The sequence below is a fragment of the Vibrio rhodolitus genome (genome assembly GCF_003350325.1).
Taxonomy (GTDB): domain Bacteria; phylum Pseudomonadota; class Gammaproteobacteria; order Enterobacterales; family Vibrionaceae; genus Vibrio; species Vibrio rhodolitus.
The window spans coordinates 109,342-131,001 of the sequence record NZ_QLYZ01000005.1 but is presented as its reverse complement, the minus strand read 5'-3'; the positions used below and the strand labels follow the sequence as shown (position 1 = coordinate 131,001).

Sequence of the window (21,660 nt, the reverse complement as noted above, 5' to 3'; positions counted from 1 at the left end):
AGAATGCTAATCACAATGACGTAAATCGTTTTTTTTGGCTAATGCTTTTTTGCAAATATTCACTCGGTTCATCACCCTTTTTGTGTAAAAATGCTCCTCCACTCCATTCTTTATTTGCTACAAAATGAATTTTAAAGCCGCTATTTTTGATATGGATGGCTTGCTACTAGATACCGAGCGCCTGTGTATGCGTGTATTTAAGCAAGCTTGTGAAACGTTAGGCTTCCCATTCCATAAAGATGCTTACCTCAACATCATCGGGCGTAATGCCGCAGGGGTAGAAAAGATCCTTATCCAAGCTTATGGCGATGACCTAGCTGCCATTCATCAAGAATGGAAGCGCAACTATGATGCAATCACCCACCATCAAGCGATTGATGTTAAAGAAGGCGTGGTTGAACTGCTTGAGTGGCTAAATACCAATAACATCCCAACGGTAGTTGCGACTTCAACGCGCAGAGAGCTCGCAGAAATCAAACTCAGATTGGCAGGCTTAGATCGTTACTTCGACGGGTTAACGTGTGGCTGTGAAGTGAGTCATGGTAAGCCAGATCCAGAAATCTATATACTTGCCGCAAAGCGTATTGGCGTAGAGCCAAGCCAATGTCTTGCCTTTGAAGACTCAGCCAATGGCGTGCGTGCAGCTGTGTCAGCAGGTATGCAAACTTACCAGATCCCTGATTTAGTCGAACCAAATGACGAGCTCATAGCGCTTGGTCATAAGATCAGACCTTCGTTAAGTGCAGTATTGCAAGAGTTGAAAGTAAGTTGATAACAAGAGGAGCCATGAAAGGCTCCTTTTTTATTAATAATATCCGGTCGATTTTAGGTGTTCCCGACACCTAAAAATTCTTTTCTTTATTCCTCCTAGTGTAAAGCTTATCACTTTCCAATTAAGAGCCAATTTTAAGATGGGGAAATAATTAAAATAAAGCCAAGAAATTAGCCAAATAGGATTACAAAAAATACAGGCTATAAATTTAAAAACAACTCCAACTAATTTAGTTATTTAACTGGTTATTATTTATCGTTTTAACTCTAAACATTATAGTTAATTTGAAAATATTTATGTCAGCGCCTAAAAAAGAGTTTAGACCTCCAACCAATGACTATCGCCGAGATTCCCTCCAGTGCTAGGTGCTATCACTTTCGACGTGAAGGCTCGCAGAGGGACAGGCATTGTTGTTTTAGCGATTTATTTGTACCTCTCTTGCTACCCTACGACTAATGTCTAACTATTAGTAACGTCCCTTTTAGCTTAAAGTGTCAATCACTTAATCTCTATGTTCAACTTTAGTGACGTATTGATTTCTTCTTTTATACAATGGTTATTTATAAGGATTCTTATTAATAAAAAACAACCGTAATTAAATTATTAAAAACTCTATTTCAACCACACGGCGTCAACAAAAAAACAATTTCAAATCACATAACCTCACATTCTTAAAGTGGATAATATAAATAACTAATCCACAGAGGTTTCGAGCCGTGAGTAAATAATGTTTATTAGAATTGCACAGCAAAGATGTGTGAGAGAAAGGAATCACAATGAGCAGTACTTTAGAGCCCCTACACGTACAAACAGATAAGCCTCAAGTCAATGAGGATGAACTCTCTTATGAAAAGCAACATAAACCAAGCTCGGAATTTGCTTCCCGAGAACAATATTTAGAGCACGAACTGCAAATCATGGCGCCTAAGCGCTGGCGCCCAAATTTACCATTTAAAGATTATCGATTTGAGTTAGAAGATACCATCCCCGCGATGGCAGGGACGATTGGTAAGATTGTTATGGTCGGCGCCATTGCGGCCACCTTTGCAGGCGCTCTTGGGCTCAATGAAGGCTTTATTTTAGAAAATGTTCGTTATGAGTTACTGATAGCCTCTATTTTCATCATTCTTTTCTCCGGTTTTTTATTACCGACCGCTAACCTCGCAGGTACACACGGACCACTCATCCCGTTAATTCCTATTGTGGTTGCCGCAGGCGGACACCCTATGGCATTTGGGTTGCTGATTGGGGCTTTTGGCTTAATCTTAGCCATCAGTAAAGGTGGCAGCATGTTAGCCAACCTCACCAGTAAAGGGGTATGTGGTGGTCTATTACTCTACCTCGGCTTTGTTGGAACCGTTTCTCAAGTTAAAAAGCTATTCGCTTGGGCTGAGGGAATCGGTATGAGTCACATTGCTTTTGTGGTGATCTTATGCACGATTGTTTTGTATGCATTATTAGAACATTTTCGTAAACGTTGGCTAGCAGTGCCGCTTAGTTGCTTGCTAGGTGGTAGTTTAGCTTTTGCCATGGGCGCGCCGTTCTCTTTTCAAACCGAGCCAGGTTTACCCAATATGAACCCTATGTATTGGTGGGGAGAGAATACTGGCTGGATGTTAGGCTTACCTACCGTTGAACATTTCATGGTGGTATTACCTTTTGCGATTTTAGCCGTGGCTATGTGGTCACCTGACTTTTTAGGGCATCAAGTGTTTCAAAAAATCAGTTACCCTGAACGTACAGAAAAAGTACACATGAACATTGACGATACCATGACCACAGCTTCAATTCGTCAAACGTTCGGTTCTCTGCTCGGCGGTGCTAATTTTACTTCTTCATGGGGTACTTATATCGTGCCAGCGGCGATTGCTAAACGTCCTATTCCTGCTGGCGCTTTGCTGACCGCACTGTTCTGTATCATAGCCGCGATTTGGGGCTACCCAATGGATTTAGCAATCTGGCAACCTGTACTTTGCGTTGCGCTCATTGTTGGAGTATTCGTGCCATTGCTAGAAGCGGGAATGGAAATGACGCGTGAAGGTAAAACCACGCAATCAGCAGCAATTGTTGTATTTTCTTCAGCCCTAGTTAACCCAGCATTTGGCTGGTCTCTAACCATGCTTTTGGATAATCTCGGCTTAGTCGGTTGTAAAGAGCGTAGCGGTGAACTAAGTAAAATGAGCCGCTGGGTGTTGCCTGGCATCATGTTTATTGTCCTAAGTGGTGTGATGGCACTAGTTGGTCTTCTGCCGGGTCTTCCTGCGATTCTTCCAAGTTTTCGTTAACCTCTCGGGAAGTTACAAATTCTAAATTTAAATCAAAGCCTACACTCATAAAAAAGCGCATTTCCAGTTCCTCTTTGGTAAGACAAAGGGGAACTGGCGTCATTAAATTAGTCGCTCCAGCAGATAAATTTAGCGCAATCACCACCCACCATTCTAAATAGAACATACTGCCTCTTTAGACGGTACGTACCTGCAACCGATCGTCCACCAGAGCGCTTCTACTGTCCAAAACCTGCTGAACAACAACCCAAAGCAATATCAACCTAAAACAAGATCGCTTTCTTCACCATAGCTTAAAGAGCGGTCACCCTGTCGTTGCTCAAACACAAATATTTTCCTGACATCAGCTTTCTTAACCCAGCGTTAACTCGACACAGCATATATTCGCCAGAAATTACCGATGTACGCAGTGAAATTGGCATACATCCTCATCTAGTTATTACTGAATATTGGGAAAATACATGAACGCAAAAGGCTTTACTTTAATTGAGTTGGTCATCGTTATCGTCATTCTGGGTATCTTGTCTGTGACCGCTGCCCCGCGTTTTCTAAATTTACAAGACGATGCAAAAAACGCCGCGATAGACGGTTTAAAGGGAGCATTTCTTGGCTCTATGGGGATTGTATATAGCAAGGCAGTTATCTTGGGGATTGAACAAAAAAGCGAAACAAGCTTAGACACCGATGCCAATGGTAGTGCCGATTTAGATATCGCTTATGGTTACCCTAAGGCTACATTCAAAGATCTCTCAATTGTAATTCAAGGATTACAACAAGATTGGGGACACCGAACTGACCCGAACCGCAACATTATCTACTTTGGTTTGCCCGATTATGACCAGTATTGCCTTAAATACTCACAGGCTAATGCGACGACCTCTGCGACTACCGAAGTTGTTGATAACAGAACTGAATGCCACGGTCTAATCGAACCAAGCCTCCAGCAATAGCGCTCAGCAGGTAATGCCTCTTATATGCGCCTAGTTAATATAAATACCATTTATTGAAACGATAAAAATAAACAATCAAAACAAGGGTTAGCGTTAACTTAACGTTAACCATCAAAAACTTAAAATATGAACCATATCACACACTGTGCCTCTTAAAGCAAAGGCTTTGAGATGGAATTTAGCTTGTTAAATGGATGACAAGAAACAAGAGGCTAGTGAGCTCATGGTTTGGAGCGACAAAGTTCGTGTTCCAACAGTTACTACAGCATGAAGGTTTCTAATGTCTGACTTTTACTTGTTATACCAGCCAAAGATGAACGACAACGTTATTGTTGGTCTTGAAGCATTACTAAGACCCGTTAACGTAATGCAATCCATACCTGACTACCTAACCGGTGTGACCGACACGGTGGCGTTGGATCTAATGGTAATGAAACTGTGTCTACAAGATGTCGAGCAATATGACATCAAGATTCCAGTTTCGATCAATATTCACCCTACATCTCTGTTGAATGATGACTTTGTTACCAGTGCAATTAAGCAACTAAAAGATAGACACATCATTCTCGAGTTGGTCGAACACCAAGATGTAGATCTGAATGGTACGTTTTTAAACAGCGTATCGTTGCTTAAACAAAACAATATTCAGATATCTATTGATGACTTCGGTAAAGATTTCGCAAGGACCGATCTCGCTTTAACGATTGGTGCAGATGAAGTGAAATTCGATCGCTCTTTGGTACATGACATCGAGGTGAATTACAGCAAGTTTCGACATCTCTCTTTCCTGTACTCAAAAATAACTACTTTATGCACACGCAAAGTAGTTTTTGAAGGCGTAGAAAACGTGCGTCAGAAAGAGTTAATCGAGTTGTTTGCAGAAAGCCCTGTGATTCAAGGTTTTTACTTCTTTAGACCGATGCTATTGGAAGAGATCGTTAAGCTCGATGGCTTCGTCAATCATGCGCCAGAAACCTATTTGGAAGATTCGCAGCGCGTGGGGTTGGACTTGGATTATAAGCTTTATAACTTCCTAGTCGAGAATGGAACCTGTTCACTCACAGATGAAGCGGTAAACCGTTTTATCGAACAAAACGACGTGTTGGGTTTAGTTCATAACCAAGACATCAAGGTGACGTTGAAGAACTTGCGAGACATCTACTTTAATAGCTCAACCATTATTGGTAACGGCGTAATGTCCTTGATTGATTCAACTGAAAAACTGGTGATTATTCGCAATGAGCACGGGGTTGTTACCTACGATAACGCCGCGCACCGCGAATTAGTTGGCACCAGTATTGTGGGAATCGATCCGCAAGACATTATCAGTGAAAACGAAAGTTATCGTCTGTGTCTCGAGAAAGATAAATACATTCTTATTGATGACGATCTGATGTTTCACAAGGATAAAGAGTTTTTTGATGGCGTCGAGTACGACACTATTCGCGAGAAGATGATTTACAACGACAAGAAATTCATCATTACCACAGTGTGTCCGTCGAACGTTGGACTGATGGATGTGAGCAAGGATGAGTTGACCAAGTGTTATACCCGCTCATTTTTGAAATATCAGTTGAATTCATATGAGGATCGTATCGTCGCGTTTTTGGATATGAATGGTTTCAAAGCGGTTAATGATACCTTCGGTCATCGGGTTGGAGATGCTTGTTTGGTCGATTTTGCCTGCTTACTCAAAACATCATTGCGTGAGAAGGACTTGGTGATTCGTTATGGTGGGGATGAATTTGTGATCGTTTTTGACTCATCTTCTTACGACGATATCGAAAACAGATTGAACTCATTAAATGCCAAAATGACCTCTTACTTTGACAAAAAAGGCTACGACTTATCGTTCGCTTATGGTCTAGCCAAAGTAAGCAATCACGATATCCATGCCGCAATCGAAGTCGCAGACACAAATATGTACGCCGCTAAACGTCAAATCAAACGCCAGCGCAGTGTGGATTTTGTAATTTAATCGCTTAGACAGGGACGTCTCAAATTTCTAGAGGTTTTATGAACAGTAAAGGTTTTACACTGTTTGAGATGGTTCTAGTGATTGTAATTTTGGGCGTTTTAGCGGTGGTTGCCGTGCCTAAATTTATGGGATTACAATCAGACGCCAGAATCGCGACTCTCAAAGCTACTCAAGGTGTCATCGACTCAGCATTTGCTGCGGTGGCAGTTAAGTCACAACTACCGTCAGCTGACATCCAGCCATGTGACTATCACAAGCAAATGCGTTGTTTGGTATTAAACGGTCAACAAATTCGCCTAACCAATGAAGACAATTACCCATGGTTTGTGTTCTTCCCTGATGAAGCATTTGCACAATTCAATCAACTCGTTGATGCCGATATCGCCCAACTAAACGAAGATTATCATGGTGTTGAAGCCCTTAACTTTGAAACAGACTACGACGGCGGATTTTGGATTTTTCCACCATTTGAAGGCGATTGGGACGAGCTCACGGAGTTTCGTTGCCGCATTCACTACACCCCAGCGACAGCAACTAAAACAGGCAAAAGTACAACAACCCTAGAGACAGAAGATTGTTAGTGATGGAATAAAGTAAATGGATGTAATACACAAACATATATTATTGGTCGATGATAATATTGAACTCGCTAAGACCATCATGGAATATTTCGAGATCCAAGGCATCAACTGTGACCATGTATCTAACGGAATGCTGGCATTAAAGTTAGCACGCTCAGATGAATATGACTTGGTTATTCTCGATGTAAATTTACCTCAACTATCCGGTCTTAAGGTGTGCGAAGAGATGCGTTTAGATGGTATTGATCTACCGGTGTTGATTTTAACCGCGCGTAGTGGTCTCAATGATAAACTCGCGGGTTTTCAAGTCGGTGCTGATGACTACATGATTAAGCCATTTGCGCTTGAAGAGCTAATAGCTCGTGTTCAGGTGCTGCTGAAACGCAGGAATGGGGCTCAAGCACAGTTTGTTGTCGATGATTTGATTTTAGATCTTGAGAGCCGGACGGTTTTTCGTGGTGGGCAAGAATTAAGCCTATCCCCTACTTGCTACAGCATTTTAAAAGTTATGATGAGAGCAAGCCCCTCTCCGGTCAGTAAGAGTAAGATAATACGCTTGGTGTGGGGAGACGCATCACCGGAGAGCAACAGTTTGAAAGTGCACATGTTCAAACTTCGTCAGGCCGTTGATAAAGGTCGCGAGACAAAATTGATTCATACACTCCCAAATTTTGGTTATGTACTGCGCGCAGAGCATTAAAATAGGATTTACCTGTGAAGATTAAAGAGAGCCTCAGAGTTTACGTTATTACTGTTTCTGTTGCGCTGGGGATCATACTCGCCACAGTCGCAGGCTCTTACAGTACTTATAACCTTTATATTGGTGTCGATTTGGTTGTTAAGGGCGTTATGCTCGTTAAGGCTGAAACCGAACATCCCTCTGACGGTAAGCCGATAATAAACTCCCCCTTTGTGATCGCGTCCAGCTGGAATGACCTGCCACTGATTTTCCAGTTAAAATTCAACAAGGATCAAATTACGACGGGCGAATTGTGTAAATCCACCGAAGTGTCATACAGCGAGGATAAGGCACCGAAACGGTTTATCTATTTACTTATCAAAACTGAAGTATCAGGAACAACCAAATATGTTGCGGTGAAGATAAGAAAAGATGCATTTGATGAACTAACCGATACGCTCAACATAAACTTATTACCACAACTCGACTATATATTGCTGTTTGTCGCGATACTTCTAGCGTTTTTCTTGATTGGTTTGTTCATTATCTTGCATAAAGTGACCAAGCCAGTAGAGGAGTTAAAAGCGTGGACGATGAGTATTCGAGAAAGTGGTGATTTAGCCTCTATTCCAGATTTTAAATTTTCTGAGCTAAATATGATGGCTCGGGTGATTAGTAATTCGTTGTTTGCGGTACAAAAAAGCGTTAATAAAGAAAAGGAATTTATTCGCTATGCTAGTCATGAACTAAGAACACCGATTGCTGTTATTCGCTCCAATGCTGAGTTAATGAATAAGATGATCGCTAACGATATGCCAAAAGAGCGGTTGTTTAAAAATCTGCAAAGAATCGAAAATAACAGCATCGCGATGTCAAATTTGTGCGAAAGCTTATTGTGGCTCAACAATGAAAAATCCACTGAACTGAAAGAGATTATGACTAGCCTGGGCGTGTTGGTAGAAGAAGTGGTGAATGAGCAGCGTTACATGTTAGAAGGAAAGTCCGTAGAGGTCGAAATCCACGTCGATAACTATGAGTGCTTGCACCTCTCCGACATGTGTAAAATCGTTATCACTAACCTAATACGCAATGCGTTCCAGCATACTATTGAGGGTACGGTTGTCATCAAGCAAAGCGGTATGGAGGTCGAGGTGACAAATCTGGACGTTAGCAACAATCTAACTCATGAAACCACAGGTTTTGGGCTTGGACTACTGCTGATCAAAAAGATCTGCGATAAATACTTCTGGCAGTATCAAGAACATGTCCTACCTAATGGTCGCGTAGTTAAAGTGATCTTTGCGTAACGAGAGTCGCTCATTGGAAGAAAATGGTTTTATATTTTTCCTACTAGGTAGTTATCATACCAGTGATTCTGTTGGTGAGTGAAACCAGCCAAAATACATGTTAAAGACTACAACTACCTGAGGACAAAACCAAAACTTTTCACCGTGTGAAGCAGCTTTTCCTCATAGTTATCGTCTAGCGCATGCCTTAGCTTAAACATATGAACTTTTAGGCTATTAGTATCGGGCTGCTCGTCACCCCAAACCTTTTGAATTAAATCTTCTCGACTGATTGGGTTTGGGGTTGAACGCAGTAACACCTCGAGAATACGGTAACCCGTTGGTGATAGTTTGATTTCATCTGCACCACGTTTTACGTTACGCTCTTTAACGTTCATTTGTAGATCTTTGAGTGTTATAACGTTGACTTCACCACTACGACGACGTGATAGAACCTTAATGCGCATTAATAGTTCTTCAAAAGCGAATGGTTTGGTCAAATAGTCATCAGCACCCGCTTCAAACCCTGCAATTTTATCGTCCAACGAATCACGAGCAGTCAGCATAATGATTGGCACGTCTTTGCCTTGCTCTCGTATTTTTTTACACACTTCTATACCAGAAAAGCGCGGTAAATTGACATCGAGAATCACAACGTCATGATTGGCTTTCATCATCACATCAAGGGCGGCAGAGCCGTTTGAAACGTGATCACAGCCGATACCCTCCAATTCGAAGTGTTCGATGGTAGTTTCTGCCAGTTCAAGATTGTCTTCGACAAGCAACAATTGAAGTGTATTCACCTGGACCATGATCATTTTCCTAAACAAAGAGGGAATGTATCAACGAGCAAGAGATGCATTCGCTTTCTAGTAAAGTAAATACACTAACGAAAGACCTATAGTTTGACAACTTAATCCAATGCTTTATAGGTGCCGCATACCTACACGCGAATACAAAATGAAAACGAGACCCCATAAATTCATCACTTGATGAATATGTGGGGAATTATGTTACTTTTCTTCACCTTACTAAAAACACTACTCTATAGCTAAGTTAAAGATTTGATCACATTGCAGCCAGAGAATTTCAACTAAGCTGCATATATCACCAAGTGAACTAGAGACTAAGTGCATGAAAAAACTCCTGTTAAGCGCCCTATTGCTCATCACACTCAATGCTTGTACACCTATCGAAAAAGAGAAAGCACTTGGCACTCTTGAGCGTGACCGAGTCACCTTCTCTGCCACAGCAAATGAAATTATCCGTGAGTTACCGGTCAAAGAAGGCAGCATGGTCAATGAAGGCGATGTACTGGTAAAATTGGACACTAAAAACCAACAAGCCCTACTCGCTCACGCGATTGCCGAACAAGCCAAAGCGGATGCCTACTTACTGAAACTCACCAATGGTGAACGCCCTGAAGATATTGCAGCTGCGCAAGCGCGTGTTGTGCGCAGCCAAGCACAACTCACCGAAGCGCAAAAAAACTACCAACGTAAAGCAGAACTGGTAGCGAAAAAGCTGATCAGCCAATCCGAAAAAGATGCAGCGCTTGCTGCGCGTGATTCGGCTCGAGCTGAGTTAGACTCTGCCAATGAAGAATTCGCCAAACTAACCGCAGGCTCTCGCCTTGAAGACATCGAACAAGCAAAAGCAGCGCTTGCGGCAGCCGAGGCTGATGTCGCATTAGAAGAGCAAAAACTGGCGGAGCTCACCATTGTCGCCACCCGCTCTGGCGTGCTGGATAACCTACCGTACAACTTAGGTGAACGCGTGCCTGTTAACGGTATTGTCGCGGTAGTGCAAGCCAGCCAGATCCCTTATGCACGCGTTTATGTTCCTGCCAGTCACCGTGTCGATTTTATTGCCGGTAAAGCGGTGAAAGTGCATGTTGATGGTGTCGAGCAAGCCTTTAACGGTACTGTACGCTGGGTATCAACCGAACCATCATTTACCCCTTACTATGCACTCACTGAAGAGGAGCGCTCTCGCCTGATGTACTTGGCAGAAGTGGACCTAACCCAAGCGGCAATCAAATTACCTTCAGGTTTAGCCGCGCAAGTGGATCTTAGTGAGGAGTAACCATGTCAGATTATGCAATTCAAGCCAGTGACGTGGTGAAAAAATTCGGTGATTTTACCGCGATTGAAGGCATCAACCTCAATGTACCTAAAGGCAGTATCTATGGTTTCCTGGGTCCTAATGGTTGTGGCAAATCAACCACCATTCGCGTGTTGACTGGCTTGCTCAGCCCAACCTCTGGCAACGTCGATGTGTTAGGGCTAGAGATCCCCAAACAGTCGGAGCTACTACGTTTAAAAATCGGTTATATGACACAAAAATTCTCTCTCTATGATGATCTTACGGTAGAAGAAAACTTGCAGTTTATTGGGCAGATATTCGGTATGCCAAATAGCGAACTGCGCAATCGCATCAACCAACAACTTGCCATTTATGGACTCGATCAACGCAGAAAGCAGCGCGTTAGCGGCATGAGTGGCGGACAGAAACAGCGTCTTTCTCTTGCGGCTGCAACGATGCACAAACCTGAATTACTGTTCCTTGATGAGCCCACTTCGGCGGTAGACCCTGAGAATCGCCGTGAGTTTTGGGAGCAGTTGTTTGATCTCAGCGATCAAGGTACCACCATCTTAGTCACGACCCACTACATGGATGAAGCTGAACGTTGCCATCGCCTCGCCATTATGGAGTCAGGACTGATTCGCGCCGATGGTGAGCCGGAACGTCTCATGGCTGAAATGGGCGTGAATATTGTTGAAGTCAAAGCCCCTGCGCTACGAGCACTGAAAGACAAGCTCCTGCAACGCCCACAAGTGCGCTCAGCGGCGCAACTGGGTATTCGCCTACGCGTTTTGATTTATGATCAAGTAACCAACCCGATGGAGTGGCTTGCCAATGAGTTCCCTGAACTAAAAGGCGCTGAAATGAATATCGCCCGTCCAAGTTTAGAAGATGTGTTTGTTACCGTTACCGGGGAGGGACGCCAATGATCAAGAGTCTCGCCCGAATGAAAGCGGTGATGATCAAAGAGATCCGCCAGCTTTCTCGTGATCGCATTACCTTTGGTATGGTGGTGATGATCCCGCTTATTCAACTGCTACTGTTTGGTTTTGCAATTAATACCGATGTGCGCAATATCCCTGTTGCTGTGGTTGATCAAAGCCAAAGTGCCGCTGGTCGCGTGCTAACTGAATCTGTTCGTGTCACGCAAGTGGTCGATATCACCCAGCGTTTTGCCACTCCACAAGAGGCAGAGCAAGCGATACAAGAGGGTCTAGTGCGAGCTGCGTTGATTTTGCCGCCTGACCTCACTCAGCGTATGGTGCAAGGGCGTGAACTCGGACAATGGATCGTCGATGGCTCCGATACCATGATCAGTGCTGCAATACTGGGCTTACAAAGTATGCCACTGACGGATTTCGATTTTGAGATCAAACCTCAAGTGCATAAAACCTTCGAAGTTGCGCTGTTTTATAACCCGAGCCAGCGCTCAGCGGTTAACATCGTTCCTGGCTTACTCGGCGTGATTCTTACAATGACGATGATTTTGTTTACCAGTGCTGCCATCGTACGTGAACGTGAAAGAGGCAACCTAGAGCTACTCATCACAACACCGATCCACTCGATGGAACTGATGGTCGCGAAGATCGTACCTTATATCTTCGTGGGTTTAATTCAGGTCGGGATCATTCTGGGATTAGGTCATTCTATTTTTGGTGTCCCAATCAATGGCGCGCTCAGCCAAATTTTACTGGGAACGCTGCTGTTTATCGCCGCCAGTTTAACCTTAGGCTTAGTCATTTCGACGATTGCGAGTACCCAACTACAAGCGATGCAGATGACGGTATTTATCCTGCTGCCATCAATTTTACTCTCGGGTTTTATGTTCCCTTACGAAGCCATGCCAGTGGCTGCGCAGTGGATATCCGAGGTATTACCGGCGACTCACTTTATGCGCTTAATACGCGGGATAGTATTACGTGGAGCAGATTTAGCTGATTTGTGGCGTGATAGCCTCTGGCTTGCTGCCTTTACGGTTATCGGCTTAATGGTTGCGTCGAAACGCTTTAAAAAGTCCCTCGACTAAGTCCAATCAACATCTCTTCCCTACTGCGCGATCGGTTTACGAGTAAACGGATCGCGCTTTTCCTTTACACCAAGTACACTTATCACTTGTTACTTAGGGCTCGGTTATCGCTATAATCTCAGCCGTAACCAGTACCAATCTCAAGAAGATCAAAAATTAATAGAATGAAGAGATCATAATGACAAACTATTTTGAAAGCCCTTTTGTCGGCAAACCGATTGAAGACCAAATCACCAACCCAAACATCATTGTGGGCAAACACAGTTACTACTCGGGTTATTACCACAAGCACAGCTTTGATGACTGTGCGCGCTACTTGATGCCTAACCGCAATGATGTCGATAAGTTGATCATCGGCAGCTACTGTTCAATTGGCTCAGGTGCGGCTTTTATCATGGCGGGTAATCAAGGTCACCGTCACGATTGGGCGAGCACTTTTCCGTTTTTCTACCAAGAGAGCCCTTTGTTTGCCGGTGCTAATGATGCTTTTGAACGTGCGGGTGATACCGTAATTGGTAACGATGTTTGGATTGGCTCTGAAGCGATGATTATGGCTGGGGTAAAAATCGGTGATGGCGCAGTCATTGCTTCACGCGCAGTCGTCACCAAAGATGTAGAGCCCTATTCTATCGTTGGTGCTAACCCTGCCAAACATATTCGCTACCGTTTTGCCGCCGAAGAAATTGCGATGTTATTAGAAATGCAGTGGTGGAACTGGAGTGATGACGCGTTGCAAGGTGCAATGCCATTACTAAGCTCGCAGGATATCGCCGCGCTTTATCGCTACTGGCGTGAAAACGTACAAAAATAATCTTCAATGGCGCTCCTCTGGACGCCATTTGTCCATTTATGTGTGCCAGATGCGCATATTGTTAGCTTGCTCTCACTATTTACCGACCTAGATCATTGAGTTAAGGGGGCGATATTCTATATATTTCGCTCTGGTTAAATTGATTCAGAGCAGTGGAAATGGGGAACAATTTAGATATCCAAAGTATTTTTGTCTTAGTTAAAATGCATGAACTAAGAAACGTAAAGCTAGTCGCGGACGCGGTAGGGAAAACCTCTAGTGCCGTCAGTAAAATCTTATCTAAACTTAAACTTCATTTCGAAGACCCGCTATTTATTCAGACCCGCAAAGGTTTCGAACCCACTACGTTTATCGAAACCAACATCAGTCACTTTGAAGCTATTTTGGCTACCTTTGACTCTATTCAGCCGACAGACTTTGATCCACAAACGCTTAAGCAAGAAATTATCCTATATGGACACGCGTTATTTTGGGATAACTTTGGCGACAAGCTCTATTTAGCCCTGCGTAAAGAAGCGCCCCATGCCAAATTTTCCATGCGTCAATGGAACCTGGAAGCACGCACTCGTCTTATTGAAGGCGAAAATTCCGTGCTATTTGGTATTTACGATGAAACTCTGCCGCAAGTTATTCAGCAAAAAGCGCTATGTAATATCTCCCCTGCTTTTTATGTTCGCGACGATCATCCCGCGCAAACTTTTGAAGAACTGAAGCAATATCCCTTTGTGATCACAAGAAACCCTGGCTGGAATGACGTGCGCTACCCGTTATTTGAGCGTCTGGCGAGCCTTGGGCATCGTATTACCGCAGATGTCGAAGTCGAGAATACCTTGACCATCGAAAATATCGTCACCAATTCCGATCACTTCTCTTTTACCATGTCGCGAGTGATCCCTAAAAACTGCCGAGCAATTGGGCTTCCGCTCACAAATCTCAATCTTCATTGCGTGATGAGTTTTCACCGTGCAAAGCAAAACGATCCGCAAAAAACGTGGCTTTACAACGTTGGTGAACGCGTACTGTCCAACCTAAGCTATTGATAAATAATAGATTATCAAATCAAGAACTTTAAGCCTCACTTTTCTAGCCTCACTTTATGTGAGGCTTTTTTATTGCTTAATAAAAAGTCAAATTGCATACCATTCGAGCTAAACGCTCATTATGTGAACTCAGACACGGTAATTTCCAAAATGGAAATTCCGCATTTCCTGTAAACGTGAGCCAAGTCTCATTAATATTCACCACATCGAGAGGGGCACCGCCCAAAACCTAAATAAATAAGAAGAAGATCAAATTATGAAAAAAGCACTAGTTATCGCATTGTCAGTACTTTCAGTTTCAGCTTTCGCAGCGCACGCAGCATTTTCAAGCCACGCTGTTAATGGTCAAGCTCAACAAACTGAACAAGTAATTAAAGCTATCGGCAACGGCGCAATCAGCTTCGGTATGTCTGCTAGCCAAATTGAAAACGCAGTGAAATAAGAAATAAAGTCAGCTCAACACAATTAACAAATAAAAATCAGTCATAAAGGAAAACATCATGAAAAAAGCACTAGTTATCGCACTATCAATCTTCTCTGTTTCAGCATTCGCAGCACACTCATTCACTGCAAATGTATCAACAGAGAAAGCTATTAAAGGCTTCGCAACTGGCGCAATCAGCGTTGGTATGTCAGCAAAACAAATTGAAAAAGCAATTAACTAATTTAAACCAACCAGCTCAACACTTAACGACAACACTGAAAAGGAAAAGGTAAACACTATGAAAAAAGTACTAGTTATCGCGCTATCTATCTTCTCTATTTCTGCTTACGCTGCCCATACCAATGCTCATGTAACGGCAGAACAAGCGATTAAGGGTGTTGCGTCAGGCGCGATTATTATTGGTATGACACCAAAACAAATTCAAAACGTACTGAAATAACCCGAACTAAAATAACCATTGTTAATTTGATTAGTCATTCAAAAAATAAAATTTAGAAGGTAATAACTATGAAAAAAGCTCTGATTATCGCGTTATCTATTTTCTCGGTTTCTGCTTTTGCTACCCAAGCTAACACAGCGACGGTATCAGCAGAGCGAGTTGCTCAAGGTCTTGCTAGTGGTGCGATTAGCGTTGGCATGTCGCATGCACAAATTCAGCAAGCCATTTAATAAAAAATCGGTCATTAGTCGACGATGACCAACAAAACATTGAAGAGGTTTTACTATGAGAACGGCAATTGTTATTGCTTTGTCCCTGTTATCATTCTCAGCATTTGGCGTACACGCAGCCAATCAACAAGATGACGCAGACAATCATGACAAATCAGCCAAGGCAGAAGTGACAACAGAGCAAACCATCAAAGCGATTGCTACTGGCGCTATTGCCATTGGCATGTCACCAAAGCAAATTGAACATGCAGCAAAAAGCATGAAATGATTTTTGGCTCAAGGAGGAGCGGTTTTTCCCAAACTCCAATTTATAATTAATCTAATAACGCCCTACACCCACTAATCTCTAACCTCTAATCAGTGTCTACCCAACGGGATCATTCCCCTCAACTCTCAACTCTCAACTCTCAACTCTCAACTCTCAACTCTCAACTCTCAACAAATGTTATCACTCACCAATAAACCGCATGGCATACATTACAAAAAAGTTAAACATTCTAGCTATTGATCAGCAAACTGATCGGTTATATCAGCGTATTTTTTTCTAAGACAGCTTGTTGCATTTTATTGCAGATTATTTCACCAAGTAGCAGTTTAGACGTAAATTTTCTTTTTTGGTTTACGCTTTTTATCAATAGTTTATATCGCTTTTGGCGAAACTAAAGACACTAACAGAAGTGATCAGGTTGGATGTTATTAAACCCTTATGGGACAAGGGCTAGCAGCTAAATTGCAATTTTGGAATTTATCTTTGTAAATTTATCAATTAACGATTCGTAACAGAAGTGTTAAGTTAGCGGGGTTGGTCATACTGAACAAATCATTCGTAAGATCGAGAATGTTTTAACAGTTTGAATATGGATGTTTACCAACATCTCCAATTAACAATTTCAAATTGTTGCCCAATTTTTCGCCCATATGTTTGCTTATCATATGGGCGCTTTTTTTTTGCCTGTTTCTTACTAGGCTACTGTTAATTGGGTTGTGGCTGATAACGTCCAGGTTTATGGTTCATCGCTAAAATCAGATTTGTCACCACCGCACCAACGACCGATAACGCAATCAAACTCCAATGCACGATAAACAGCGACATAAAGACTATGCTGCAATCAAGCGCCATCTGCACTTTGCCTGCACGAATGCCAAAGCGGTCTTGTAAAAACAGCGCGAGGATATTAAAACCGCCTAAGCTCATCTTATGACGAAAGATAACCAGCATCCCTGTACCAATCAATCCTCCACCAATTAGCGCTGCGTATACCTCGTGAAGCTGCTTTAGCTCTATAACATAGTGTAAATGGTCTACGGCTAACGACACGATTGCCACTGCTACAAAGGTGTTGATGGTGAAGCGCCACCCCATACGAGTAATTGATAAGTAGTAGAAAGGCAGATTGAGGGCAAAGAAGACTTGTCCGAAACTAAAGTCGGTCACTTTAGTAATAAAAATTGCCAAACCAGCCGTCCCACCAGTAAGCAGCCCGACTTGATTGAAGAAGATGACGCCTAATGAAACCAATGCGCTACCTAAAGTAAGCGCCAATAAGTTTTCATATAGGGAATGGTCCTTATCCATGTATGCTTTCCTTTGCTTTCTCCCTTGTAAACAGCACAAGGGCATATTTTCCGTGCCATAAAATGGCGTCAGCGGTCAAAAATGTCGAATAAATAGCAAAAAAAACGCCACGCGCAAGCGTAGCGTTAAGTTTACATGGGTGTGTGAGCTACTTTTACTCACTCTCGATTAACGTTACTCCACTCCATGTGGTTCAACGATTTCAACTGGCACACCGTTTTGCGCCAAAATCACAGCGCGAGCTTTAGAATCTGACTTATTCATAGCTTGTAACCACCAAGTCAACTCCTCGGGTACACCAAGGATTTTCTTGCTGCCGTCACTGCGAGTTAATGGCTCATGAGCTTCCAAATAAACGCTGCGGTCTGGCTCTAAACTTAGCTTCACAGGCTCGTTGATAACGGTGACTTTCACGCCCAAATTAACTTGCTCAAACAACCACTCAATATCTTTTGGATCCATTCGAATGCAGCCAGCGCTGACACGCATCCCAATGCCAAAGTCTTTATTAGTACCGTGGATCAAATAGTCTCCCTTGCCATGAGCAAGGCGCAGCGCATATTCACCAAGTGGGTTGTCAGGACCGGCGGGAACCACCGCTGGAAGCTCAATACCTTTCGCTGCGTACTCTTTACGAATCGAATTTGGTGGCGTCCAAGTCGGGTTTGGGCGTTTTTGACTGATCTTGGTTACCATCTCTGGCGTGTCACGCCCGATACGACCAATACCCACCGGGAAGATATGTACGATGTCACTTTTCGGCTCAAAGTAATACAGACGCAACTCTGCCAAATTGATCACGATACCTTCACGAGCCACGTTAGGTAAGATCACTTGAGTTGGGATAGTTAACACATAACCTTCAGCAGGCAGAAACGGGTCTACCCCCTGGTTTGCCGCCATCAGCGCAAGAAAACCAATATCATATTGCTTGGCAATATCCGCCATGCTTTCACCTTTTTGGATCTGATGAAACTGGATTTTACCGACGATATTGCTGCCTTCTGGTGGCAATTGATAACTCGTTGCCCATGCAGAAGCACTGAAACAACTAAAGATAAGGAGCAGCTTACGCAGCATTACAAAGAATCCTTGGCATCTTGAAAGAGGCGTAAGGTTAGCTCTCTTTCGCTTTTGTGATCAACTATTGGATGCGGATATGACAAGGTATTTACATTGTTCCATAGCCAAGGCTTATGAACATACTTATCAGGCACAGCTGTAAGCTCTGGTATCCAACGGCGTACGAACTCACCTTTAGGATCAAAACGCTCGCCCTGAGTGACAGGGTTAAAAATGCGGAAATAAGGTTGACCATCACAACCGGTCGACGCACTCCACTGCCAGCCGCCGTTATTGGCGGCATAATCACCATCAATCAGCTTGTACATAAAGTATCTCTCGCCTTCATGCCAATGGATATGAAGATCCTTGGTAAGAAAACTTGCCACAATCATTCTTAAACGATTGTGCATCCACCCCGTGGCGTTTAACTGACGCATTGCCGCATCTACAATAGGGTAACCTGTGTTCCCCAATTGCCACGCTGATAAATAGCTTTCATTGCTAAGCCACGTTACTTTTTCTGTCCAACTGACGAAGTTGCGTCCTTTAGATAATTTTGGCTCAAAATAAATTAAATGCTGATAAAAATCGCGCCAAATAAGTTCACTTAACCAAGTTTGGCGCCCAGTACTCAAGTGCGGAGTTTCACCGAACATCAACCTCGCAGTGCATTGACGTACGGACAACGCACCTATTGCAAGATAAGGCGACAATCGACTCGTCCCCTCGATGGCAGGAAAATCGCGCAGCTCTTGGTAATCATCGATATCTTGTCGGCAAAAATCGCGCAAGATCTGACGAATTCCCTTCGTCTCAACCACATAATGCTGACTCGACTCTCTTGGGTAGTCAAACGGTGAACTTGCCGAGAATATTAGCGACTCAAATTCTGACTGGTCGACATCTGTCTCACACATTACTCGAGGCGCAGTCGTCACCGGGTATTGTTCAAACTTGGCAAGGCAGTGCTTCTTAAATGGCGTAAAGACTTTAAAGTAGTCCCCCTGTTTATTGAAAACAGTGCCGGGAGCAAATAAGCATTTATCATCGAAACTCGCGACTTCACAATCCGCGCTATCAACTAACGCCTGATCTCGCTGGCACTCGTTCCATTCATATTCTTTGTTGAATACGATTCGACTTGCGTCAAGCGTTTTCGAGAGCTCTTTTAGCCATTCAACACTTTGTTCAAAAGTCTCCACTTGCTGATAGAGCAACGGAATATTTAGCTCAGCAAGATCAGCTTGCAATTCAAACAAGCGACGATAAATCAGATCTGCCTGTATGGGAGCAAGATGATGTTCACTCCACGTTTTTGGGGTCGCGGTGAATACCGCAACCACCTGCTTACCGGACGCGATGGCTTGGTGCAACGCGCTATTGTCCTCCACTCGTAAATCACGTCGCAACCACACTATTTGCATCTTATGTCCCTATACTTGAATTAAAGATTCGACCAGTGGGCTAGGTAAAAATGCCTCACCCATTTTCTCAGCCAACTTGCTTATCGATTTTAATTGCACTTGTGCTGGTGCCTGCGCCGCAAAAATCGAGACCGCCTGATGCTTGGCTAATGTTGGATGATCCACCAGAGCACTGACATCTTCTACTGCTTCAATAAAGCTGATGTTGTATCCGTTATCGGCTAATTTCAGTGCCCAAAGCCTAAGCTCAATCGAACCAAGCGAGTCATAGCTAACCAACAAGCACTTTCCGCGCCTTGCTACTTTGTTTTCAGCTTCCAAAATAGAAGAGAGCTTGTCCAAAACTAAAGATTGAAACATGCCATATTGCAGGCTTTGTTGACTGCGTTTTACTTGTTTGAGCGCATCAGTTGCCGGTTGAATAAATCGCGCATTGATAATATCAAGCGGGTATTCCTTACAGACTTGCCCCAACACAGAGTCAGCTTTGCTCTTGTTTAGCATCGCAAGTGCAGCAAGCATTTGTTCAACTTCGTCTAAGTGCTCGCTGCTAACTTCACTCTCAACGCTATCCACTCCGCTTTCGAGCAACGCTTTGACTTTGCCAATTGCGACGCCCTTTTCCAGCCAACCTTGGATCACTTTGATTTGCTCGATATGTTGCTCAGTATAGAGTCGGTGACCTTTTTCAGTACGTTCCGGCTGAATAATATTATAGCGACGCTGCCATGCTCTTAGAGTCACAGGCTTTATGCCCGTGAGCTCTGAAACTTCTCTTATTGCGTATAACTTTTCTTCACAATGCATAGCGTAGACGTAACTCCTCTGGATATGGATTTAAAAAGGCTTGGTTTTGTAGGTATTCGTTTGGCGTGCGCTGCATATGATGCTTCAGTAGCGTCATCGGCGCCAGCAATGGCAGCAACCCTTGACGATAATCATCAATCACTTGGCAAAGCTCTGCTTTCTCGTTGGCGTTCAGATCGCGTTTAAAATAACCTTGAATATGCATCAAGACATTGGTGTTATTTTTTCTACTAGCGCGATTTGCCATCGCTTGCATCAGACCCGTTCGGTAGAGCTGGTAGAACTCTTCCAGATCATAATTGGCAACGTCTGCGACAAGTTTGCCTAGCGATTTATAGGACTGAGGATGATGTGCCATCAAAGTCAGTTTGTAGCGAGAATGGAAGGCAACAATTTTACCCGCTGTTGGTTCACCGCCCATCGAGTCATAAAAGTCTTTCAAGCAATACACTCGAGTGACGAAGTTCTCTTTGAGAACCGGATCATTTAAGCGACCATCTTCTTCTACAGGCAACCAAGGCATACGTTCCATTAACTCTTTGGTGTACAAGCCAATGCCGACTTTATCCGCATTGTTCTTACCGTACACTTTTACGCGCTCCATGCCGCAAGTTGGCGATTTAGCGCAGACGATGTAACCACATAGATCTTGTTTGCTTAACTGATCGACTCGCTTGGCAGAAAAGTCGAGCATAGATTGCGTGTGATCTTTGGTCGCGTCTTTGGTTTCCACCAAAGTAATGCGTTCTTCATTGGTCATAAGACGGATAGTTGGTCTTGGCACTGGCATACCCGATTCCACTTCAGGACACACTGAGACAAACTCAAATACGTTCGCCAATTCTTTGGTGACAAAACGACTTAGTTTGTGTCCTGCGTCGAATCGTACTTTCTCACCTAACACACATGCACTGATACCTACTTTAATGCTCGCTTCCATGATCTTCACTCCGCACTCATTTGATTGGTTGTACAATTTTTATTTATGTACAAGTATAAGCACAAAACAGACTAATTGTACAAAATTATTTTTGGTACAACTTTTAGTATCGCGACAACTAAATCGATCACTACGGAAGAGAAAAAAGATTCAATCGATTGCCTTTAGACTTTCAACAGATTTGGTTATCAATACGCGATATTTTTGTTCCACCCCCGAGTTTTGTGACGAAAATCTCATG

The 21,660-nt window shown here is 43.3% G+C and carries 23 protein-coding genes; 17 read left to right on the top strand and 6 right to left on the bottom strand.

Going from position 1 to position 21,660, the window contains the following annotated elements; genetic code table 11:
• Positions 1-124: 124 nt before the first annotated feature.
• From DPF93_RS07215 to DPF93_RS07185, 7 genes are all read left to right on the top strand, one after another.
• On the top strand, positions 125-772 hold the full coding sequence (locus DPF93_RS07215; RefSeq protein WP_114765535.1) for an HAD family hydrolase: 648 nt from the start codon (positions 125-127) through the stop codon (positions 770-772).
• Positions 773-1,548: 776 nt separating this feature from the next.
• A complete protein-coding gene (locus tag DPF93_RS07210; RefSeq protein WP_114765534.1) occupies positions 1,549-3,057 on the top strand; it encodes a DUF3360 domain-containing protein in 1,509 nt (502 codons plus the stop codon).
• A 461-nt stretch (positions 3,058-3,518) separates the two neighbouring features.
• On the top strand, positions 3,519-4,007 hold the full coding sequence (locus DPF93_RS07205; protein WP_114765533.1) for a type II secretion system protein: 489 nt from the start codon (positions 3,519-3,521) through the stop codon (positions 4,005-4,007).
• Positions 4,008-4,287: 280 nt separating this feature from the next.
• A complete protein-coding gene (locus DPF93_RS07200) occupies positions 4,288-5,985 on the top strand; it encodes a GGDEF domain-containing protein (RefSeq protein ID WP_114765532.1) in 1,698 nt (565 codons plus the stop codon).
• Between the two features lie 38 nt (positions 5,986-6,023).
• Positions 6,024-6,566, top strand: coding sequence for a type II secretion system protein (locus tag DPF93_RS07195; protein WP_114765531.1), 543 nt, complete (start codon positions 6,024-6,026; stop codon positions 6,564-6,566).
• 16 nt (positions 6,567-6,582) lie between these two features.
• Positions 6,583-7,266, top strand: coding sequence for a response regulator transcription factor (locus DPF93_RS07190; protein ID WP_114765530.1), 684 nt, complete (start codon positions 6,583-6,585; stop codon positions 7,264-7,266).
• A 14-nt stretch (positions 7,267-7,280) separates the two neighbouring features.
• Positions 7,281-8,552, top strand: coding sequence for a sensor histidine kinase (locus tag DPF93_RS07185; protein WP_114765529.1), 1,272 nt, complete (start codon positions 7,281-7,283; stop codon positions 8,550-8,552).
• 113 nt (positions 8,553-8,665) lie between these two features.
• On the opposite strand, the gene DPF93_RS07180 is transcribed toward DPF93_RS07185, so the two are convergent.
• A complete protein-coding gene (locus DPF93_RS07180) occupies positions 8,666-9,343 on the bottom strand; it encodes a response regulator transcription factor (RefSeq protein ID WP_114765528.1) in 678 nt (225 codons plus the stop codon).
• A gap of 322 nt (positions 9,344-9,665) precedes the next feature.
• Here DPF93_RS07180 and DPF93_RS07175 point away from each other — a divergent pair, with 322 nt between their 5' ends.
• The 10 genes from DPF93_RS07175 to DPF93_RS07145 all read left to right on the top strand — a co-directional run bounded on the left by DPF93_RS07175 (position 9,666) and on the right by DPF93_RS07145 (position 15,875).
• Positions 9,666-10,616 carry an HlyD family secretion protein gene (locus DPF93_RS07175; protein ID WP_114765527.1) on the top strand — a complete coding sequence of 317 codons (951 nt, stop codon included), beginning with the start codon at positions 9,666-9,668 and terminating at the stop codon, positions 10,614-10,616.
• A 2-nt stretch (positions 10,617-10,618) separates the two neighbouring features.
• The gene (locus DPF93_RS07170) at positions 10,619-11,545 is read left to right on the top strand and encodes an ABC transporter ATP-binding protein (protein WP_114765526.1); all 927 of its coding nucleotides are present in this window, start codon (positions 10,619-10,621) and stop codon (positions 11,543-11,545) included.
• Complete coding sequence (locus DPF93_RS07165) at positions 11,542-12,642, top strand: ABC transporter permease (RefSeq protein WP_114765525.1); 1,101 nt, start codon at positions 11,542-11,544, stop codon at positions 12,640-12,642. Before DPF93_RS07170 ends, DPF93_RS07165 begins: the two co-directional genes overlap by 4 nt.
• 178 nt (positions 12,643-12,820) lie before the next feature.
• Positions 12,821-13,453: a type B chloramphenicol O-acetyltransferase gene (gene catB, locus DPF93_RS07160; protein ID WP_114765524.1), complete on the top strand. Its 633-nt coding sequence runs from the start codon at positions 12,821-12,823 to the stop codon at positions 13,451-13,453.
• A 158-nt stretch (positions 13,454-13,611) separates the two neighbouring features.
• Positions 13,612-14,493, top strand: a complete 882-nt coding sequence (locus tag DPF93_RS07155; protein ID WP_114765523.1) for a LysR family transcriptional regulator — start codon at positions 13,612-13,614, stop codon at positions 14,491-14,493.
• 256 nt (positions 14,494-14,749) lie between these two features.
• Entirely contained in the window at positions 14,750-14,935 is a 186-nt protein-coding gene (locus tag DPF93_RS07150; RefSeq protein WP_075647855.1) for a hypothetical protein, read from the top strand.
• 58 nt (positions 14,936-14,993) lie between these two features.
• Positions 14,994-15,158 carry a hypothetical protein gene (locus tag DPF93_RS21305; protein WP_164675334.1) on the top strand — a complete coding sequence of 55 codons (165 nt, stop codon included), beginning with the start codon at positions 14,994-14,996 and terminating at the stop codon, positions 15,156-15,158.
• 57 nt (positions 15,159-15,215) lie between these two features.
• Positions 15,216-15,377, top strand: coding sequence for a hypothetical protein (locus tag DPF93_RS21300; protein ID WP_164675333.1), 162 nt, complete (start codon positions 15,216-15,218; stop codon positions 15,375-15,377).
• A 68-nt stretch (positions 15,378-15,445) separates the two neighbouring features.
• Complete coding sequence (locus DPF93_RS21295; RefSeq protein ID WP_164675332.1) at positions 15,446-15,607, top strand: hypothetical protein; 162 nt, start codon at positions 15,446-15,448, stop codon at positions 15,605-15,607.
• A gap of 55 nt (positions 15,608-15,662) precedes the next feature.
• On the top strand, positions 15,663-15,875 hold the full coding sequence (locus tag DPF93_RS07145; RefSeq protein WP_075647854.1) for a hypothetical protein: 213 nt from the start codon (positions 15,663-15,665) through the stop codon (positions 15,873-15,875).
• A 705-nt stretch (positions 15,876-16,580) separates the two neighbouring features.
• Here DPF93_RS07145 and DPF93_RS07140 read toward each other — a convergent pair.
• From DPF93_RS07140 to DPF93_RS07120, 5 genes are all read right to left on the bottom strand, one after another.
• Positions 16,581-17,183 carry a DUF6198 family protein gene (locus DPF93_RS07140; RefSeq protein WP_114765522.1) on the bottom strand — a complete coding sequence of 201 codons (603 nt, stop codon included), beginning with the start codon at positions 17,181-17,183 and terminating at the stop codon, positions 16,581-16,583.
• Between the two features lie 174 nt (positions 17,184-17,357).
• A complete protein-coding gene (locus DPF93_RS07135) occupies positions 17,358-18,263 on the bottom strand; it encodes a L,D-transpeptidase family protein (RefSeq protein ID WP_114765521.1) in 906 nt (301 codons plus the stop codon).
• Complete coding sequence (gene phrB, locus DPF93_RS07130) at positions 18,263-19,672, bottom strand: deoxyribodipyrimidine photo-lyase (RefSeq protein WP_114765520.1); 1,410 nt, start codon at positions 19,670-19,672, stop codon at positions 18,263-18,265. The genes DPF93_RS07135 and phrB overlap by 1 nt, the downstream gene beginning before the upstream one ends.
• A gap of 9 nt (positions 19,673-19,681) precedes the next feature.
• Positions 19,682-20,479, bottom strand: a complete 798-nt coding sequence (locus DPF93_RS07125) for a MerR family transcriptional regulator (RefSeq protein WP_114765519.1) — start codon at positions 20,477-20,479, stop codon at positions 19,682-19,684.
• A complete protein-coding gene (locus tag DPF93_RS07120; protein ID WP_114765666.1) occupies positions 20,469-21,419 on the bottom strand; it encodes a YbgA family protein in 951 nt (316 codons plus the stop codon). Before DPF93_RS07120 ends, DPF93_RS07125 begins: the two co-directional genes overlap by 11 nt.
• Positions 21,420-21,660: the final 241 nt, after the last annotated feature.

Bases quoted from the DNA above. Each gene is read 5' to 3' on its own strand.
- DPF93_RS07215 (WP_114765535.1), top strand. From the start codon at position 125: ATGAATTTTAAAGCCGCTATTTTTGATATGGATGGCTTGCTACTAGAT.
- DPF93_RS07210 (WP_114765534.1), top strand. From the start codon at position 1,549: ATGAGCAGTACTTTAGAGCCCCTACACGTACAAACAGATAAGCCTCAA.
- DPF93_RS07205 (WP_114765533.1), top strand. From the start codon at position 3,519: ATGAACGCAAAAGGCTTTACTTTAATTGAGTTGGTCATCGTTATCGTC.
- DPF93_RS07200 (WP_114765532.1), top strand. From the start codon at position 4,288: ATGTCTGACTTTTACTTGTTATACCAGCCAAAGATGAACGACAACGTT.
- DPF93_RS07195 (WP_114765531.1), top strand. From the start codon at position 6,024: ATGAACAGTAAAGGTTTTACACTGTTTGAGATGGTTCTAGTGATTGTA.
- DPF93_RS07190 (WP_114765530.1), top strand. From the start codon at position 6,583: ATGGATGTAATACACAAACATATATTATTGGTCGATGATAATATTGAA.
- DPF93_RS07180 (WP_114765528.1), bottom strand. From the start codon at position 9,343: ATGGTCCAGGTGAATACACTTCAATTGTTGCTTGTCGAAGACAATCTT.
- DPF93_RS07175 (WP_114765527.1), top strand. From the start codon at position 9,666: ATGAAAAAACTCCTGTTAAGCGCCCTATTGCTCATCACACTCAATGCT.
- DPF93_RS07170 (WP_114765526.1), top strand. From the start codon at position 10,619: ATGTCAGATTATGCAATTCAAGCCAGTGACGTGGTGAAAAAATTCGGT.
- DPF93_RS07165 (WP_114765525.1), top strand. From the start codon at position 11,542: ATGATCAAGAGTCTCGCCCGAATGAAAGCGGTGATGATCAAAGAGATC.
- catB (WP_114765524.1), top strand. From the start codon at position 12,821: ATGACAAACTATTTTGAAAGCCCTTTTGTCGGCAAACCGATTGAAGAC.
- DPF93_RS07155 (WP_114765523.1), top strand. From the start codon at position 13,612: ATGGGGAACAATTTAGATATCCAAAGTATTTTTGTCTTAGTTAAAATG.
- DPF93_RS07150 (WP_075647855.1), top strand. From the start codon at position 14,750: ATGAAAAAAGCACTAGTTATCGCATTGTCAGTACTTTCAGTTTCAGCT.
- DPF93_RS21305 (WP_164675334.1), top strand. From the start codon at position 14,994: ATGAAAAAAGCACTAGTTATCGCACTATCAATCTTCTCTGTTTCAGCA.
- DPF93_RS21300 (WP_164675333.1), top strand. From the start codon at position 15,216: ATGAAAAAAGTACTAGTTATCGCGCTATCTATCTTCTCTATTTCTGCT.
- DPF93_RS21295 (WP_164675332.1), top strand. From the start codon at position 15,446: ATGAAAAAAGCTCTGATTATCGCGTTATCTATTTTCTCGGTTTCTGCT.
- DPF93_RS07145 (WP_075647854.1), top strand. From the start codon at position 15,663: ATGAGAACGGCAATTGTTATTGCTTTGTCCCTGTTATCATTCTCAGCA.
- DPF93_RS07140 (WP_114765522.1), bottom strand. From the start codon at position 17,183: ATGGATAAGGACCATTCCCTATATGAAAACTTATTGGCGCTTACTTTA.
- DPF93_RS07135 (WP_114765521.1), bottom strand. From the start codon at position 18,263: ATGCTGCGTAAGCTGCTCCTTATCTTTAGTTGTTTCAGTGCTTCTGCA.
- phrB (WP_114765520.1), bottom strand. From the start codon at position 19,672: ATGCAAATAGTGTGGTTGCGACGTGATTTACGAGTGGAGGACAATAGC.
- DPF93_RS07125 (WP_114765519.1), bottom strand. From the start codon at position 20,479: ATGCATTGTGAAGAAAAGTTATACGCAATAAGAGAAGTTTCAGAGCTC.
- DPF93_RS07120 (WP_114765666.1), bottom strand. From the start codon at position 21,419: ATGGAAGCGAGCATTAAAGTAGGTATCAGTGCATGTGTGTTAGGTGAG.